The organism is Agrobacterium sp. YIC 4121, from assembly GCF_002008205.1.
In the GTDB taxonomy this organism is placed as follows: Bacteria; Pseudomonadota; Alphaproteobacteria; order Rhizobiales; family Rhizobiaceae; genus Agrobacterium; species Agrobacterium leguminum.
In genome coordinates this window covers 43,889-59,504 of record NZ_MRDI01000011.1, presented here as the reverse complement: position 1 = coordinate 59,504, position 15,616 = coordinate 43,889, and the positions used below count along the sequence as shown (strand labels likewise).

General features: G+C 60.4%; 14 protein-coding genes. 4 read left to right on the top strand and 10 right to left on the bottom strand.

Annotated elements, in window-relative coordinates; all coding sequences use genetic code 11:
• Positions 1–26 precede the first annotated feature (26 nt).
• The 8 genes from BTE54_RS12220 to BTE54_RS12180 all read right to left on the bottom strand — a co-directional run bounded on the left by BTE54_RS12220 (position 27) and on the right by BTE54_RS12180 (position 8,520).
• Entirely contained in the window at positions 27–872 is an 846-nt protein-coding gene (locus BTE54_RS12220) for an ATP-binding cassette domain-containing protein (protein WP_078052632.1), read from the bottom strand.
• Complete coding sequence (locus tag BTE54_RS12215) at positions 869–1,708, bottom strand: ABC transporter ATP-binding protein (RefSeq protein ID WP_078052631.1); 840 nt, start codon at positions 1,706–1,708, stop codon at positions 869–871. Before BTE54_RS12215 ends, BTE54_RS12220 begins: the two co-directional genes overlap by 4 nt.
• 3 nt (positions 1,709–1,711) lie before the next feature.
• The gene (locus BTE54_RS12210) at positions 1,712–2,626 is read right to left on the bottom strand and encodes an ABC transporter permease subunit (RefSeq protein ID WP_078052630.1); all 915 of its coding nucleotides are present in this window, start codon (positions 2,624–2,626) and stop codon (positions 1,712–1,714) included.
• Positions 2,623–3,630 carry an ABC transporter permease subunit gene (locus BTE54_RS12205; protein ID WP_078052629.1) on the bottom strand — a complete coding sequence of 336 codons (1,008 nt, stop codon included), beginning with the start codon at positions 3,628–3,630 and terminating at the stop codon, positions 2,623–2,625. Before BTE54_RS12205 ends, BTE54_RS12210 begins: the two co-directional genes overlap by 4 nt.
• Before the next feature lie 63 nt (positions 3,631–3,693).
• Entirely contained in the window at positions 3,694–5,298 is a 1,605-nt protein-coding gene (locus BTE54_RS12200; protein ID WP_078052628.1) for an ABC transporter substrate-binding protein, read from the bottom strand.
• Positions 5,299–5,418: 120 nt separating this feature from the next.
• Positions 5,419–6,606, bottom strand: coding sequence for a Xaa-Pro peptidase family protein (locus BTE54_RS12195; protein ID WP_078052627.1), 1,188 nt, complete (start codon positions 6,604–6,606; stop codon positions 5,419–5,421).
• A 553-nt stretch (positions 6,607–7,159) separates the two neighbouring features.
• The gene (locus BTE54_RS12185) at positions 7,160–7,909 is read right to left on the bottom strand and encodes an SDR family oxidoreductase (protein ID WP_003522480.1); all 750 of its coding nucleotides are present in this window, start codon (positions 7,907–7,909) and stop codon (positions 7,160–7,162) included.
• Positions 7,906–8,520, bottom strand: coding sequence for a nucleoside 2-deoxyribosyltransferase (locus BTE54_RS12180; RefSeq protein ID WP_174040201.1), 615 nt, complete (start codon positions 8,518–8,520; stop codon positions 7,906–7,908). The genes BTE54_RS12185 and BTE54_RS12180 overlap by 4 nt, the downstream gene beginning before the upstream one ends.
• 176 nt (positions 8,521–8,696) lie before the next feature.
• On the opposite strand from BTE54_RS12180, the gene BTE54_RS12175 reads away from it, so the two are divergent.
• The 4 genes from BTE54_RS12175 to BTE54_RS12160 all read left to right on the top strand — a co-directional run bounded on the left by BTE54_RS12175 (position 8,697) and on the right by BTE54_RS12160 (position 12,795).
• Positions 8,697–9,323, top strand: coding sequence for a ribonuclease D (locus BTE54_RS12175; protein WP_003522478.1), 627 nt, complete (start codon positions 8,697–8,699; stop codon positions 9,321–9,323).
• 83 nt (positions 9,324–9,406) lie between these two features.
• Complete coding sequence (locus tag BTE54_RS12170; protein WP_078052626.1) at positions 9,407–10,636, top strand: hypothetical protein; 1,230 nt, start codon at positions 9,407–9,409, stop codon at positions 10,634–10,636.
• 48 nt (positions 10,637–10,684) lie between these two features.
• Complete coding sequence (locus BTE54_RS12165; RefSeq protein WP_078052625.1) at positions 10,685–10,993, top strand: hypothetical protein; 309 nt, start codon at positions 10,685–10,687, stop codon at positions 10,991–10,993.
• A gap of 254 nt (positions 10,994–11,247) precedes the next feature.
• On the top strand, positions 11,248–12,795 hold the full coding sequence (locus BTE54_RS12160; protein ID WP_078052624.1) for a hypothetical protein: 1,548 nt from the start codon (positions 11,248–11,250) through the stop codon (positions 12,793–12,795).
• A 95-nt stretch (positions 12,796–12,890) separates the two neighbouring features.
• Here BTE54_RS12160 and rpsA read toward each other — a convergent pair whose 3' ends face one another.
• Together rpsA and cmk are read right to left on the bottom strand one after the other, a co-directional pair.
• Positions 12,891–14,591, bottom strand: a complete 1,701-nt coding sequence (rpsA, locus tag BTE54_RS12155; protein WP_004437832.1) for a 30S ribosomal protein S1 — start codon at positions 14,589–14,591, stop codon at positions 12,891–12,893.
• A 170-nt stretch (positions 14,592–14,761) separates the two neighbouring features.
• On the bottom strand, positions 14,762–15,421 hold the full coding sequence (gene cmk, locus BTE54_RS12150; RefSeq protein WP_035263287.1) for a (d)CMP kinase: 660 nt from the start codon (positions 15,419–15,421) through the stop codon (positions 14,762–14,764).
• Between the last annotated feature and the right edge of the window lie 195 nt (positions 15,422–15,616).

Sequence of the window (15,616 nt, the reverse complement as noted above, 5' to 3'; positions counted from 1 at the left end):
CCTGTTCCTAACCTCGGTCGCCAGCTTCAGGCGGTCGCCCCCAGCCGTGCCGCCTTGCGGCGTTCCACGCGGGCGCGGATGGCATCGACATCCGTGATCGGTGTCGCGGCGAAAAGCTGGCGGGTATAGGGATGCTTCGGATCGGCGAAGAGTTCCTCGCGCGTGCCCTGCTCCACCGCCACACCCTTCGAAATGACCATCACATCGTCGGCGATGTAACGCACCACCGAAAGATCGTGGCTGACGAAAACATAGGTCAGTTCAAACTCTTCCTGCAGATCGCGCAGCAGGTTCAGAACCTGCGCCTGCACGGAAAGATCGAGCGCCGAAACCGGTTCGTCCAGCACCAGCAGCGCCGGGTTCAGCATCAGTGCGCGCGCAATGGCGATGCGCTGGCGCTGGCCGCCGGAGAACATGTGCGGATAACGGTTGAAATGCTCAGGACCGAGACCGACCTTCACCAGCATGGCTTCGGCCCGCTCGCGGCGCTCGGAAGCCGGTATCTTGGTGTTGATGACCAGCGGTTCCATCAGCACGTCGCCCACCTTCTGGCGCGGATTGAGGCTGCCATAGGGGTTCTGGAACACCATTTGCACCTTGGAGCGCATCTGCGTGTCCGGACGGCGTCTGGCGATATCGACAGGTTTGCCTTCGATCTTCAGTTCGCCGCCGGATGCCGGATCGATCAGCGCGATGATGCGGGCCAGCGTCGATTTACCGGAGCCGGATTCACCGACGATGGCGAGCGTCTTGCCGCGCTCGACGGTAAAGTCGATGCCCTTCAGAGCCTGCACCGTCTTGGCGCCGCCGAACAGGCCGCCGGGAACATGATAGTCGCGGGTAATTCCCCTGCCTTCGACAACGATGCTCATTGAACGCCCTCCTTGCCGAAGAAATCGGAAACCGTGGGCAAACGGTCGCCGGTGGCATTTTCCGGCAGGGCCGAAAGCAGTGCCTTGGTATAGGGATGCTGCGGGGCCTCGAACAGGCTCAAGACATCCGCCTCTTCCATCTTGCGGCCCTTATATTGCACGACGACGCGGTCGGCGGTTTCCGCCACCACACCCATGTCATGGGTGATGAGGATCAGCGCCATGCCGTATTCTTCCTGCAACTTCATCAACAAGTCGAGGATCTGCTTCTGAATGGTCACGTCGAGTGCGGTTGTCGGCTCGTCCGCGATCAGAAGGCGCGGCTTGGAGGCGATCGCAATCGCGATCATCACGCGCTGGCACTGGCCGCCCGACATCTGGTGCGGATAGGCCTTGAGCTTGGTTTCCGGCTCGGGAATGCCGACAGCCCGGAACAGCTCCAGGGCGCGGGCACGCGCGGCAGCGCCGCTCATGCCGAGATTGAGGCGCAGAACCTCCTCGATCTGGAAACCGACCGTGAAGGACGGGTTGAGCGAGGCGACCGGCTCCTGGAAGATCATGGTGATCTCGCGACCGATCACCCTGCGGCGCTCCTGCGGCGACATGGCCAAAAGGTTTTTGCCGTCGAACGTCATCTCGTCGGCGGTGATCGTCGCCGTATCGGGCAGAAGCCCCATGACGGCGAGCATCGATACCGACTTGCCGGAACCGGACTCGCCGACGATGGCCAGTACCTCGTGTTTGTCGACGGAAACATCGATGCCGTTGACGGCCGTGAAGGCGCCGGTGGCGGTGGCGAATTTGACGGTGAGGTTCTTGATTTTCAGCAGGCTCATCGCTCAGCTCCGCTTCAGTTTGGGATCGAGCGCATCGCGCAGGCCGTCACCCATGAGGTTGATGGCGAGCACCGAGATCAGGATCGTCAGGCCCGGAAGGGTCACGACCCACCAGGCGCGCAGGATGAATTCACGCGCTTCCGCCAGCATCGTGCCCCATTCGGAGGCAGGCGGCTGCGCGCCCATGCCGAGGAAGCCGAGTGCGGCCGCATCGAGAACCGCAGAGGAGAACGAAAGCGTCGCCTGAACGATCAGCGGCGCAAGGCAGTTCGGCAGGATGGTCTTGAACATCAGCCGGAGATTGCCCGCACCGGCCACGCGCGCGGCCGTGACATATTCACGCCTGAGCTCGCTCATGACGGCAGCGCGCGTCAGACGGGCAAAATGCGGCTGATAGACGATGGCGATGGCGATCATGGCATTGGTGAGGCCCGGACCGAGGATCGCGACCAGCACCAGCGCCAACAGCAACGACGGAAACGCCAAGATGACGTCCATAACACGCATGATGACGGTATCGACCCAGCCGCCGAAGAAGCCGGCAATGAGACCGATGACGATGCCGCCGACGAGCGCGATGGAAACGACAACGATACCGATGAACAGCGAATATTGCGCGCCGTATATCAGGCGGGACAACATGTCACGCCCGACGGCGTCCGTGCCGAAGAAGAAGCCGGCACGGCCGCCTTCCTGCCAGACCGGCGGCACGAGCAGCGCATCGCGATATTGCTGGGTCGGATCATGCGGCGCGATCAGCGGCGCAAAAACCGCGACCAGCACGAGAAGGATGAACACGGCAAGCCCGATGACGGCGCCACGGTTCTGGCGGAAATAAAACCAGAAATCGGCGATCATCCGGCGGCGGATGGCGGCGTCTGAGAGGCGCACGCCCGGAGTGGTGATCACATCGGTCATTTGTGACGGATCCTCGGATTGATGAGGCCATAGGTCAGATCGACAAGCAGGTTGACGATCATCACCAGACCCGCGATCAACAGCAGGCCGCTCTGCACGACCGGATAGTCGCGGCGAGAGATGGAATCGATCATCCACTTGCCGATGCCCGGCCAGGAAAAGATGGTTTCGGTCAGGATCGCGCCAGCCATCAGCACGCCGATCTGAAGACCGATGGTGGTGACAACAGGGATCATGGCGTTGCGCAGCGCATGAATGCCGACCACACGGGAAGGAGACATGCCCTTGGCACGGGCCGTGCGCACATAATCCTCACCGAGTACTTCCAGCATGGCTGAACGCGTCTGGCGCGCAATCACGGCAAGCGGAATGGTGGCAAGCACCACCGAGGGCAGGATGAGATGCGACAGGGCCGAGGCAAACGCGCCCTTCTGTCCCGAAATCAGGCTGTCGATCAGCATGAAACCGGTAACAGAGGGGAAGAAATACATCAGCGAGATACGGCCTGACACCGGCGTCCATTGCAGGATGCCGGAGAACATGATGATGAGCAGCAGACCCCACCAGAAGATCGGCATGGAGAAGCCGACGAGCGCCGTCGTCATGGAAATCTGGTCGAACCAGGAGCCACGACGAATGGCGGCGATGACGCCGACCGGAACGCCAATCAGCGTTGCGATGATGATGGCAACGAGACCAAGCTCGACCGTCGCGGGAAAGAGCGACAGGAACTCGGTGAGAACCGGCTTCTTGGTGACCAGCGAATTGCCAAGATCGCCCTGAAGCAGCCGTCCAAGGAAATGTAGATATTGCTGCCAGATGGGCTGAGCAAAACCGAGCTGTTCGGCAAGCTGCGCATGCCGTTCGGGTGAAATGCCGCGTTCGCCCGCCATCAACAGCACGGGATCGCCCGGCAGGACGCGCACGAAGGCGAAGGCGACGATGGTGATCCCGAGGAAGGTCGGAACGAGATAGAGAAGTTTGCCGAGAATGAACCGGATCATGGTTTTTTCCTGAAAAGACGCGCGGAAGAACAGGGTTCTTCCGCGCGTCCGGTTGTTCGAGGATTACTCCGCGATGTCGACGTTTTCGAAGGTGAAGTCGCCAAGCGGGCTCATGGTGAAGCCGGAAACCTTGGCGGACATGGGAACGAACTGCGTGGAGTGCGCAAGCGTCGCCCACGGAGCCTGTTCCTTGAAGATCACCTGTGCCTGCTCATAAAGCTTGGTGCGCTCGGCAACGTCGGTGGTCTGCTTTGCCTTGGCCAACAGGTCCGAGAACTCCTTGTTGCACCACTGTGCACGGTTCGCACCGCCTTCACCGGTTGCGGCGCAGGACAGGAGAACGCTGAGGAAGTTGTCCGGGTCACCATTGTCGCCGGTCCAGCCGAGGATGACAGCGCCGTCGCGCTTCACTTCGGTGGACTTCTTGAGGTATTCACCCCATTCGAAGGAAACGATCTCGGCCTTGACGCCGACCTTCGCAAAATCCGACTGGATCAGCTCGGCGGTGCGACGGGCGTTCGGCATGTAAGGACGCTGCACCGGCATTGCCCAGATCTTCATCGACAGATCCTTGACGCCAGCGGCTTCGAGAGCCTTTTTGGCAGCTTCCGGATCGTAAGCATCGTCCTTGATGCTGTCGTTGTAGGACCACATTGTCGGCGGGATCGGGTTCTTGGCAACCTGGCCGGCACCCTGGAACACGGCGTCGATGATCGCCTGCTTGTTCATCGCCATGTTCAGCGCCTTGCGGACTTCCGGGTTGTCGAAAGGTGCAACGGTCGTGTTGTAGGCGAAGTAAGCGACGTTCAGACCCGGCTGCTCATCGAGCTTGAGGTTCTTGTCGGCGCGGATGGTCGCCAGATCAGCCGGAGCCGGGTATGGCATCAGGTGGCATTCGCCAGCCTTCAGCTTCTGCAGGCGGACGGCGGCGTCAGGCGTGATCGCGAAGATCAGGTCGTCGATCTTCGGAGCTTCACCCCAGTAGTCGGCATTCTTCTGGTAGCGGATGACCGCGTCCTTCTGATAGGCGACGAACTTGAACGGGCCGGTGCCGATCGGCAGGTTGTTGAAGTCTTCCTTAGTGCCGGCCTTCTCAAGCGTATCGGCATATTCCTTCGACACGATCGAAGCGAAAGGCATGGCGATGTTGGCGAGGAACGGCGCTTCCGGGCGGGTCAGCACGAACTTGACCGTGTAATCGTCGACCTTGACGATTTCCTTGATCAGGGACGGCATTTCCATGGAGTTGTAATATTCGTAGGTGATGCCTGCGATGTACTGGTTCCACGGGTTCTTCGCGTCGCCCTGGCGGTTGTAGCTGAAGATCACGTCGTCAGCGTTGAATTCGCGGCTCGGCGTGAACTTGTCGTTGGAGTGCCACTTGACGCCCTTGCGGAGGTGGAAAGTGTATTCGAGACCATCCTTGGAAACGTCCCATTTTTCCGCAAGGCCGGGCTCTACTTCGGTCGTGCCCTTCTTGAACTCGGTCAGACGGTTATAGACCGGATGCGCGGAGGCATCGAAGGTGCCGCCTGCGGTATAAGGCGACGGATCGAAGCCTTCCGGCGATGCCTCGGAGCAATAAACGAAGGTCTTCGCCATGGCGGGCATGGCGGAAGTGATCGCAATCGCAGAGGCGATAAGCAAACTGCGGGTCAGCGTTTTCATCTGGTGGTCCTTTCCCTCTTTTTCTGAGTTCCTGCGGCCCCGTCCGGGGGCCTACCTCTTCTGGTCAGCAGCGATATGGGATCACCCCTATCGCCGTTCGGTCCTTTGCCTCCCGACCAATTACCCGGCGACCGGCTGAAACAACCGGTCGAGGTTCTTCTCCGGTGGGCAGAACCAGCGCGGTCCCGCCTCCGTCATATAGGCTATATCCTCGAGACGGACGCCGCATTCGCCATAAACGCACAGCATCGGCTCGATGGAAAAACACATGCCCGGCTCCAGCGCCGTGGCATTTCCTGCAACGATATAGGGTTCTTCGTGAATATCCAGCCCAAGCCCGTGGCCGGTGCGGTGCGGCAGGCCGGGAAGCTGATAATCCGGGCCGAAACCGGCCGCTTTCAGGCTTTCGCGCGCGGCCCTGTCCACATCCGAGCAGGCAGCGCCGACTTTGGCTGCGGCAAAGGCCGCCGCCTGCGCGTCGCGCTCGGCGTTCCAGAGGAAACACTGCCGTTCCGTCGGTTTGCCAAAGACATAGGTGCGGGTGATATCGGAACGATAGCCATGAAGAATGCCGCCAAGATCGACCAGCACCATATCGCCTTCGCTGAGCGTCTGCGCATGGGGCACGCCATGCGGATAGGCCGTCGCCTCGCCAAACTGCACCGCCACGAAAAGCGGCTTCAGGCCAAGGGCAATATGCGCCGCATTAACGAAATCAGCGACTTCCGTGGTGGAAACGCCGGGACGCAGCCCCTCGAACACGGCCTTCTGCACGCCGTAGCTCGCGTCCATCGCCGTCTGGATGATGGCGATCTCGGCTGCGGATTTGACCTGCCGCTGGGCGACGATCATCGGCTGGGCGGAAATGATGCGCCCTTCAAGGCGCTGCATGAGGGCCGATGCGAAAACAAAGGGGGTGGCGGGATCGATGGCGACAAGATGACCGGGACAGGTCAAGGCACCGATACGTCTTGCCATCAGGTCGAAGGGACTTTCATCCTCTTCCCAGACGGCAACCTCACCCGCAATGCGGATGAGCGTCTGAAGCTTCGGCTCCTCGAAGGTCGGGCTGACATAGACCGGCACGCCTTCCGCCGGCACCAGGGCGCCGTGAATGCGCTCGGAAAGACCAAGCGACAGGCCGGTATAATAGGTCAGCGACGATGATGCATCGAGCCAGACCGCCTTGATATTTTGCTGGATCATTCGCGCCTGCAGGCCGCGTAGTCGCAACCTGAGCTCGTCTTCAGCGATCGATGAAACCGCGATCGGCTGAAACCGCTTCAGCGCCTCTTTAAAGTCTGCCATTCTCTCCCCGCCGCTTTCGGGCCGCAGACACAGGCGTGCCGGCAACCTCCCAAGCGTTCTTTTGCTCATGCTTAAACACAGGGCCGGGGGTAAGCAATGGCCCGGCAGGGCACGCCACCACAAAACTGTGCAAATTTATCTAGACATAACGAAAATGTGATCGACGCACGCCTGATTTCAACGCTCATTGCCTTGACGCAGAAATTCAAAATCCCCCGGAAATCCAAGGGGAGACCGCGGACCGTCTTTAGCACTAAGCCGGTGCGCTGAAAGTCGACAGCCCAAAATATTCAAGGAATAGACGCCCAGAAAAGGAAAAAGCCTGCCGCGGGAGGAGGTGCGGCAGGCTTCAAACTTGATCGGTGATTGGGAGGAGGAGTACCACCGATCCACATCGAGCGACGCTGGGAGGAGGAGTGCGTCGCTTCGATGATTTGAATATAGCGGTATCCGTGATTTTTAACAGAGCAAGTCTCGCAATGCAGCATTGCATTTCTGCATAGCTCGAAAATTCCTGCCCGGTTTTTCAGCACTCCCCAAAATCGCGGGAAAATCAGCTTTCCCGATAGACCTGGAAGCCGGCGAAGGACTGGTTGACCGGCATGAGTTCGAGGCTATTGATGTTGATATGCTTGGGCTGCGAGGCGACCCAGTGGATGGTGTTGGCAATATCGTCCGCCGTGATCGGATTGACGCCCTTGTAGAGATTGTCCGAGGCTTCCTGATTGCCGCCGGTGCGCACCAGCGTAAATTCCGTTTCGCACATGCCGGGCTCGATGGATGTCACCCGCACGCCCTTGCCATGCAGGTCGGAACGCAGGCCGAGCGAAAACTGCCGCAGGAACGCTTTGGTACCGCCATACACATTGCCGCCCGTATAGGGATAATGCGCAGCCACAGACGAGAGGTTGACGACAATACCCTTGCGCCCGATCAGCGTCGGCAGCAGATGGTGGGTAATGTTCAGGAGACCGGTGATGTTGGTGTCCACCATGGTCTGCCAGTCTTTCAAGGGCACCTGCGGTGCGGGCGCGGTGCCGAGTGCGAGGCCGGCATTGTTGACGAGAACGTCGATATCCCGGAAGCCTTCCGGCAATCCGGACAGCGCCTTTCCTGTCGCCTCCTCGTCGGTGATGTCGAAGGCGAGGCCATGAAAGGCGGAACCGAGCTCGGCTGAAAGCGCCTCCAGCCGTTCCGCCCGCCGGCCCGTGCCGATGACCTTCCAGCCCTCCTTGACGAAGCGCCGCGCCGTGGCCTGTCCGAAGCCGGATGTCGCGCCGGTGATGAGGATGGTTCCGCTCATGATGATGCCTCCACTCTATTGGTTTTTTCAGGGTCAATCGGTGTCAGTAATTTTTCCGCCGCCGCCGTAAGACAGCGCCTGTAGGCCTCGAGATCCGTATACAAAGCCTCTTCGGGAGCATCGCCAACGATGATGACGCCGCCGCGCCGCAAAATCCCGCCATGCAGCATGAGATTGTCGACCATGTCGAAATTCTCGATCGACAGCCCGTCCGGCCCGCGATAACGGCCCGTTTCATCCAGGGTGGCGACGCCGCCATAATGCGCCTTGATGCGGGTGAAGTGATTGGCCGCGATATTGGTATAGGCGAAAACCGGCTTGCCCAGCGCGCACATGAAGCCCAACTCATAGCTGGTTCCCGTATCGGCGGCGATGCCGCGAAACGGCGTGAGATTGGCGATCACCGCATCAGCTTCCAGCATCATCCGCTCATCGACCGCATTGATGTTGCAGCCGTGACCGACCCTGGTATCCGCCGGCGGAATTTGCAGATCGCCCGGCGAAAGCGGCGTGAAACCGGCGTCCCGCGCCAGCGAGGCCTTGAGGTCGAGCATTTCGCGCGCGTTCGGGAGGAAAACTTCCGGTCCGGCGAGATAGATTTTCTTTGTCATCGGGAATTCATGCGATTTGTCAGGAAAGGATTTCCCGACCCTAACCCGGGGGCTTTCGCAAAGGCAAGTGCCAAGGCCATGCGGCGTGACGCACTGTACGAGCCGATAAAACGGTATCGTCCCGCCGCTCTTTCCGTTATAGCCGGAGCAGGAAACTGGAATTTCTGGAGCAGGACATGGCAGCACCCATCCGTTACCACGAAGGCGATATTTCCGCCGAAGATGCCGCGCGTTACACCGGCGCCATCGCAATCGATACGGAAACGCTGGGACTGGTGCCGCGCCGCGACCGCCTCTGTGTCGTTCAGCTTTCACCGGGCGACGGCACGGCGGACGTCATTCGCATCGCCGCCGGTCAAAAGGAAGCGCCGAACCTCGTCCGGATGCTTGCCGACCCTGCCCGCCAGAAGATTTTTCACTATGGCCGTTTCGATATCGCCGTTCTGTTCCACACCTTCGGCGTGACGACCACACCGGTCTTCTGCACCAAGATCGCCTCGCGACTGACCCGAACCTATACGGACCGGCACGGGCTGAAGGATAACCTCAAAGAAATGCTGGAAGTCGATATTTCCAAGGCCCAGCAATCTTCCGACTGGGCTGCCGAGACCCTGTCGCCAGCGCAGCTCGAATATGCCGCCTCCGACGTGCTGCACCTGCACGCGCTGCGCGACAAGCTGACAGGGCGCCTCGTGCGTGACGGCCGCCTCGACCATGCCGACGCCTGTTTCGCCTTTCTGCCGACCCGCGCGAAGCTCGACCTCCTCGGCTGGGAAGAAACCGATATTTTCGCCCATAGCTGAGCGCGCCCGCATCTGGCTTAAGCACTGATTTACCAGAATTGCCTATTCTCGGCCGCAACTTTGGCGGTCGGGGACTTTGAGGGATGATTACTCCGCTACAGCAGACGGCGGGCATTGCAGTCAGCGACCTCATGCGCTCGATGGTCCAAACCATCGAGGAACGCCAGCGCGAAGAGCAGGAAAAGGCCAACGGCACCAAAAAGGACGATGCGGTCAAGACAAACCCGCAGCCGGACGAAAGCCAGCGCGCCGCCAATGAGAAGATAAGCGCCTATCTCTTCGGCGTCATGAAACCGGATGCCGATGCGTTCGCCTCGCTCGTCTCCCGCTTTTCCTCCGCGCTGGGCATCACACAGGAAAAAGACGAATCGAGCTTTTCCTTCGCGCGAAGACTTCAGGATGCGCTGACCCTGACCGACGGCTTCGAAAAAACCGATTCGCAGGGGAAAGCCACGAAGATTTCCCTGAAATCCTTCGGCGTTTCGGAGGCTGAGGTCGTGGACGTGCTGAACAATGGCGTCAACAGCAAGACCGATCCCATGGCCGCCCTTGCCGCCCGCATCGCAAAGGGCGCAGGCCTCACAGGCACGGAAGAGGATTTCGGCGAGCAGATGTCGAAAGCCATCATGGCGGCGCGCGCGACCCTGCCGAAAAGCGTCGACGATCTGGAAGAATCGACCGGCCTCAAACAACTCGGCGTCTCCGCCCGGCAGATGATCTCCGCCATCGCCAACCCCTATGGCGATGAGGCGCGCGCCGTGAAGGAGGCCCTGGACGAACAGGCGCAGGGCACCCGCTTCATGACGCGTGAAACCCTGAAAGTCATTCAGCGTCTCGAAGATGTCGCCGATCCGAAAACCAGGGAAGAGTTGCAGGCCGAACGCGGCAAGGATCGTATCGGCGAAATCAACGATGCCGAGGTGAAGGCCGAGCGGGAACAGGATATCCAGGCGCGCGATGCGCAGGGCAAGCTTGAAGACGTGCAGGAGCTTCAGGACGTCGTAAAGGAGCATATCGATGCTTCCGGCGACGACAAAACGGAAGGCGTCGACCCGCAGGCGCCAGCCGACACATCGTCGGAAACGGCGCTGATCGCCGTGCTTGCGGCTGTGCCGGCTGAGCAAGCCGCCCCGGCGGAAAACGAAAATGAGCCGGCGGAGACAGACGCGGTCACCGATCCGGCCGATGCGGAAGACGACGGCGAAAAACTGCTCGATGCGCAGGCGCTTGTCGAAGACACCCGCAACGCCATTTTGCCGATCTCGATCGACGACAATGGCCTTTATGAACTGCTGAAGAAAAAGGCGGCATGATTGCCGCTTCCGATCGTCACTTGAGCGAAACATGATGTGAGTTCAGACATGACCGATATTTCCGGCCTATCCGGCAGCGCCGTTTACGACACAGAACCGAATGCCGCGCAGGCGCTGCTATCCATGGCCGCCCCGTCGCTCGTTCCGGATGATGAGGCCTTCACCACGCCCGCTGAGGAAGACCGCCTCATCGACCCCGTCAACATTCAACCGGAACGAAATCTTCCCAAGGCAAGCTGGCTCGATGCCATGCCGCCGGAAGCTTTTGAGACGGCGCCCAGCGATCCCGACCATATTTCCTCGGTCAATTCCGACGATAACGGCCTTTACCGCATGTTCATCGGCATTTCGCCCTGACCGGGCGCGCAATTCGTTGGTTAGCCAAATCTTAACATCTGCAAGCCAAGATTGAGCTCGATGATTCTGTATGCGCTGCAACCGGTATTGCGGCCAGAGGCGTATACGGCGCTCCCGCATGAGCGGGCGAGATGACACCTGTCCATCACCGGCGCGGCGATTTTTCAACATTCAAGCCAGATGCGGATCACAGAGCCAATGGGGATTGGCTCTTTCGCAGCCAGCGGCGGTCACCGATAGAAACGGAGCGCAGCATGTTACCGCCTGTACCGAAAATTGCGGCAACCGATGCCGCCTATGGAACCACGGTTTCACTGACACCGCGCGAGCAGGTGAAAGAGGCTGCACCGCCGCAACCGAACATTCCCGCCCCTGAAAACAGCAGCCTTTTTGCCCGCGCGGCAATCGCCTCCCTCACCAGCGAATTTCAGCTCTCGCGCAGCACCGCCGTTCTGGCGGAAGCGCTCGGCAAGCTGATGAACCTGCCCCGGCGGGATGGCGAAGCCATAGAGACCTATGTGACGCGGCTGACGGAGGCGCTCCGCACCCTGCCGACGCCACAACGCCTAGCGCTGGAACAGCAGGTCGGCAAGGCCCTGCAGGGCCTGACCCTTTCGATGCTTGCCGAAATCCTGAAACAGCCGACCGGGCCGGATGCTGCCCGCCTCGCGCTGCTGATCGAGCTTTCCCGTTACAAGGGAACGGACCTTGCGGCAAAGGCGGTGGTTTCCTCCTATCAGCAGAACAATTCCTCCAACCCCGCCCCCGCACAATCGGCCCAGCCGAAACAGCAGAACGCACAGAGCCAGAATGCGGAAGCGCGCCCTTCTTCGTCCGCGACAGCGCAGACGGCAAATTCCGCCACCGTCAGCCGGCTCCTGCCGCTGCTCATCGGGCCGCTCGCCCTCAGTGGCGCAGCGATGAAAGCCACAGTGGCGGTGCTAACGGCGCAACTGGACCCCCGGCCCACGCTTTCCACCCCGCCTGCCGACACACATGATATGCCGACCGTTGCCGTAAAGCCGGATGGAAGAGCCGAAAACACGGCACGTCCGCTTCCGCCACAAACCGGCAGCGTGATGAAGGAAGTATCGGCCGAGGCCCGCCCGGCAAATCCGCCCCGCGCCGAAACCGGCGAAGCCTCCCCTGCCCTTCCGCATCGGGAGACGATGAAGCCGGAGCAGAAAGAAATCCGCACGGGCCTTACCCCGCCATCCGGTTTGTTCGCAGACGACGCGGAGACCGTGAACAGCCTGCTGCTTGCCGCCACCGCCGGCAAACTTCCGCTCAAGCCGACCGGCACGCAAGAGCCTCCGCCCACGCCGCAGGGTGTTGCGCAGCAACCGTCCGACGATCAGCCCGCCGAAAAATCGACCCTCGCAACAGCCGCAGCCCGCCCCTCGGGTGAGGAAACGGAAACGGCGACCCATCGCCCCGAAGCCCCGCCGCTGCCTCGGGCCATGCTGGACCCGGAAGCGAGGATGGCGATGCTGGAGCAATCGGCTTCGCAATCGTTGATCGCCGCGGCTCTGGTAAAAGACGGCACACCGCTGCCGCTCGTCGCCTATCCGCCGGCGGATGAGGACTATGAATCGGAAACGCCGCCGCGCGGCGGCGGCCCGTTTTCCGATGATGAGGCAAATGACGAGGCCGAAGCCGGTGCTGATAATTCCGACGGTCAGGACGAAAAAGAAGAGCGCATCGCCGCCAATGACGGGATCGACACGCAGGAAAGCCCGACGGCGGTGGCTTCCGACGACAGCGCGGAAAATTATTATCTGAAGATGAGCGGCATGCTCTGAGGAACGCGCCGCTGCGCGCTCGCCGGCGCGAGCTCGAAGCAACAAAAAACCCGCCGGAAATTCCGGCGGGTTCTCCATTTCAAAGATCGGAGCGATTATTCGCCGCGGTTCTTCAGAGCCGCGCCGAGGATGTCGCCGAGCGAAGCGCCCGAGTCGGATGAACCGAACTGTGCGACGGCTTCCTTCTCTTCAGCGATTTCCAGAGCCTTGATCGAAAGCATGACCTTGCGGTCCTTCTTCGAGAAGTTGACGACGCGGGCGTCGACAACCTGGCCAACCGAGAAGCGCTCGGGGCGCTGCTCGTCGCGGTCACGGGAAAGGTCAGCGCGACGGATGAACGAGGTGAGGTCTTCGTGGTTGACGAGCTTCACTTCGATGCCGCCATCGTTGACCGCAGTGACTTCAGCGGAAACGACTGCATTCTTGCGCAGGTCGCCGGAAGAAGCGGCTTCGCCGACAGCATCCTTGCCGAGCTGCTTGATGCCGAGCGAGATGCGTTCCTTCTCGACGTCAACGTCGAGAACGACAGCCTTGACGACGTCACCCTTGTTGTACTCTTCGATGACCTGCTCGCCCGGACGGTTCCAGTCGAGGTCCGACAGGTGAACCATGCCGTCGACATCGCCTTCGAGGCCGATGAACAGACCGAATTCGGTCTTGTTCTTGACTTCACCTTCAACTTCAGTGCCGGCCGGGTGGCTGTAGGCAAATGCCTGCCACGGGTTTTCCAGCGTCTGCTTGAGGCCGAGCGAGATACGGCGCTTGGACGGATCGACTTCGAGAACGACAACGTCGACTTCCTGGCTCGTGGACAGGATCTTGCCGGGATGTACGTTCTTCTTGGTCCAGGACATTTCGGAAATGTGGATCAGGCCTTCGATGCCCGGCTCCAGCTCAACGAATGCACCGTAGTCGGTGATGTTCGTGACCGTACCGGAGATCTTCTTGCCAACCGGGTACTTGGCGGAGATGCCATCCCACGGATCCGACTCGAGCTGCTTCATGCCGAGCGAGATACGGTGGGTTTCCTGGTTGATGCGGATGATCTGAACCTTGACCTGCTGGCCAATGTTGAGGATTTCCGAAGGATGGTTGACGCGGCGCCATGCCATGTCGGTAACGTGCAGCAGGCCGTCGATGCCGCCGAGGTCAACGAACGCACCGTAATCGGTGATGTTCTTGACGACGCCGTCAACAACCTGGCCTTCTTCGAGGTTCTGAACGATTTCAGAACGCTGCTCGGCACGCGACTCTTCGAGAACCGTGCGGCGCGATACAACGATGTTGCCGCGACGCTTGTCCATCTTGAGGATTTCGAAGGGCTGCGGGTTGTGCATCAGCGGGGTAACGTCGCGGATCGGACGGATGTCGACCTGCGAACGCGGAAGGAAGGCAACAGCGCCGTCCAGATCGACGGTGAAACCACCCTTGACCTGGTTGAAGATAACACCTTCGACGCGCTCGCCAGCTTCGAACTTGGCTTCGAGCTTGACCCAGCTTTCTTCGCGGCGAGCCTTCTCGCGCGACAGAACGGCTTCGCCGAGAGCGTTTTCGATGCGCTCGACGTAAACTTCCACTTCGTCGCCGACCTTCAGCGTGCCGTCCTTGGACTTCGCGCCGAATTCCTTCAACGGTACGCGGCCTTCAACCTTGAGGCCGACGTCGACGATGGCAACGTCCTTCTCGATTGCCGTTACGATACCCTTGGCAACATAGCCTTCGGCAAGATCGTTGGAGGCAAAGGATTCTTCGAGAAGCGCTGCGAAATCTTCGCGCGTGGGGGTAGATACTGACATGAAATCTCCTGATTGCATCCGCGCAATGGCGAATACAAAAGCGCCGGTGGGCTAGTGTTGTTGATACCCGACCCCATGCCCGCCTTTTCAAAAGGCTTTCCGGCGCAAGGACATGTCTTCGGGCAATTCCGGACTAAACGCGGACGGCAGGAAGCCGTTCCGCGAGAAACCTATCTCTTCAGGGCGGCGTCGATGATCGTCCGCGCGGCCTGAAACGCCGCCTCTATACTCATTTCCGACGTATCTAGCAAGTGCGCGTCTTCAGCCGGCTTCAACGGGCTGTCGGCGCGGCCCATGTCGCGCTCGTCGCGTTTTTTCACTTCAGCGAAAATGGCATCATAATCGCCGCTGCCGCCATTGGCCAGAATTTCATCGTAACGGCGTCGCGCCCGCACGTCCGCAGAGGCCGTGACATAAAGCTTCACCGGCGCCTCAGGGCATACAACCGTGCCGATGTCACGGCCGTCGAGCACCGTGCCCGGCTCCTTTGCGGCAAAACGCTGCTGCGCCTTCACGAGCGCGCGCCTCACCGGCGTCATCACCGCGATTTTGGATGCGGCCTCGCCAATATCGTGCCGGGAAAGAACGGCGCGATCGAGCCCCGCAAGATCGACTTCCAGCGCGATCTTCTCCGCCACAGCCTCATCGTCGAGCGGCAGGCCGGCATCCAGAAGCGCCTTGGCGGTCGCCCTGTAGGTCAGCCCGGTATCGAGATGGTGGAAACCATAGGTCTCGGCAATCCTGCGCGACAGGGTTCCTTTGCCCGCCGCAGCCGGCCCGTCTATGGCGATCGTGAAGGTCATGAAGCTTTCCGCCTGTGCATTCGTCATTCATATAATAGAGTGCGCAACACCTTCCTATTTATATCAGCATCCCCGCATAGGGGTTGCGCCGAGGCAGGCGGCACCCGAAGTTTGTCTTTGACACGAAAGAGCGCAACGATTAAGGGGACCGGCTATAAATTTTACCGTCTATGCCGGTTTTACGGCGTACACACCGAAACTCATTCGACAATTTGAGGCTTA

Excerpts from the sequence above, each read along its gene's own strand:
- BTE54_RS12220 (WP_078052632.1), bottom strand. The coding sequence starts at position 872 with ATGAGCATCGTTGTCGAAGGCAGGGGAATTACCCGCGACTATCATGTT.
- BTE54_RS12215 (WP_078052631.1), bottom strand. The coding sequence starts at position 1,708 with ATGAGCCTGCTGAAAATCAAGAACCTCACCGTCAAATTCGCCACCGCC.
- BTE54_RS12210 (WP_078052630.1), bottom strand. The coding sequence starts at position 2,626 with ATGACCGATGTGATCACCACTCCGGGCGTGCGCCTCTCAGACGCCGCC.
- BTE54_RS12205 (WP_078052629.1), bottom strand. The coding sequence starts at position 3,630 with ATGATCCGGTTCATTCTCGGCAAACTTCTCTATCTCGTTCCGACCTTC.
- BTE54_RS12200 (WP_078052628.1), bottom strand. The coding sequence starts at position 5,298 with ATGAAAACGCTGACCCGCAGTTTGCTTATCGCCTCTGCGATTGCGATC.
- BTE54_RS12195 (WP_078052627.1), bottom strand. The coding sequence starts at position 6,606 with ATGGCAGACTTTAAAGAGGCGCTGAAGCGGTTTCAGCCGATCGCGGTT.
- BTE54_RS12185 (WP_003522480.1), bottom strand. The coding sequence starts at position 7,909 with ATGAGCGGAACCATCCTCATCACCGGCGCGACATCCGGCTTCGGACAG.
- BTE54_RS12180 (WP_174040201.1), bottom strand. The coding sequence starts at position 8,520 with ATGACAAAGAAAATCTATCTCGCCGGACCGGAAGTTTTCCTCCCGAAC.
- BTE54_RS12175 (WP_003522478.1), top strand. The coding sequence starts at position 8,697 with ATGGCAGCACCCATCCGTTACCACGAAGGCGATATTTCCGCCGAAGAT.
- BTE54_RS12170 (WP_078052626.1), top strand. The coding sequence starts at position 9,407 with ATGATTACTCCGCTACAGCAGACGGCGGGCATTGCAGTCAGCGACCTC.
- BTE54_RS12165 (WP_078052625.1), top strand. The coding sequence starts at position 10,685 with ATGACCGATATTTCCGGCCTATCCGGCAGCGCCGTTTACGACACAGAA.
- BTE54_RS12160 (WP_078052624.1), top strand. The coding sequence starts at position 11,248 with ATGTTACCGCCTGTACCGAAAATTGCGGCAACCGATGCCGCCTATGGA.
- rpsA (WP_004437832.1), bottom strand. The coding sequence starts at position 14,591 with ATGTCAGTATCTACCCCCACGCGCGAAGATTTCGCAGCGCTTCTCGAA.
- cmk (WP_035263287.1), bottom strand. The coding sequence starts at position 15,421 with ATGACGAATGCACAGGCGGAAAGCTTCATGACCTTCACGATCGCCATA.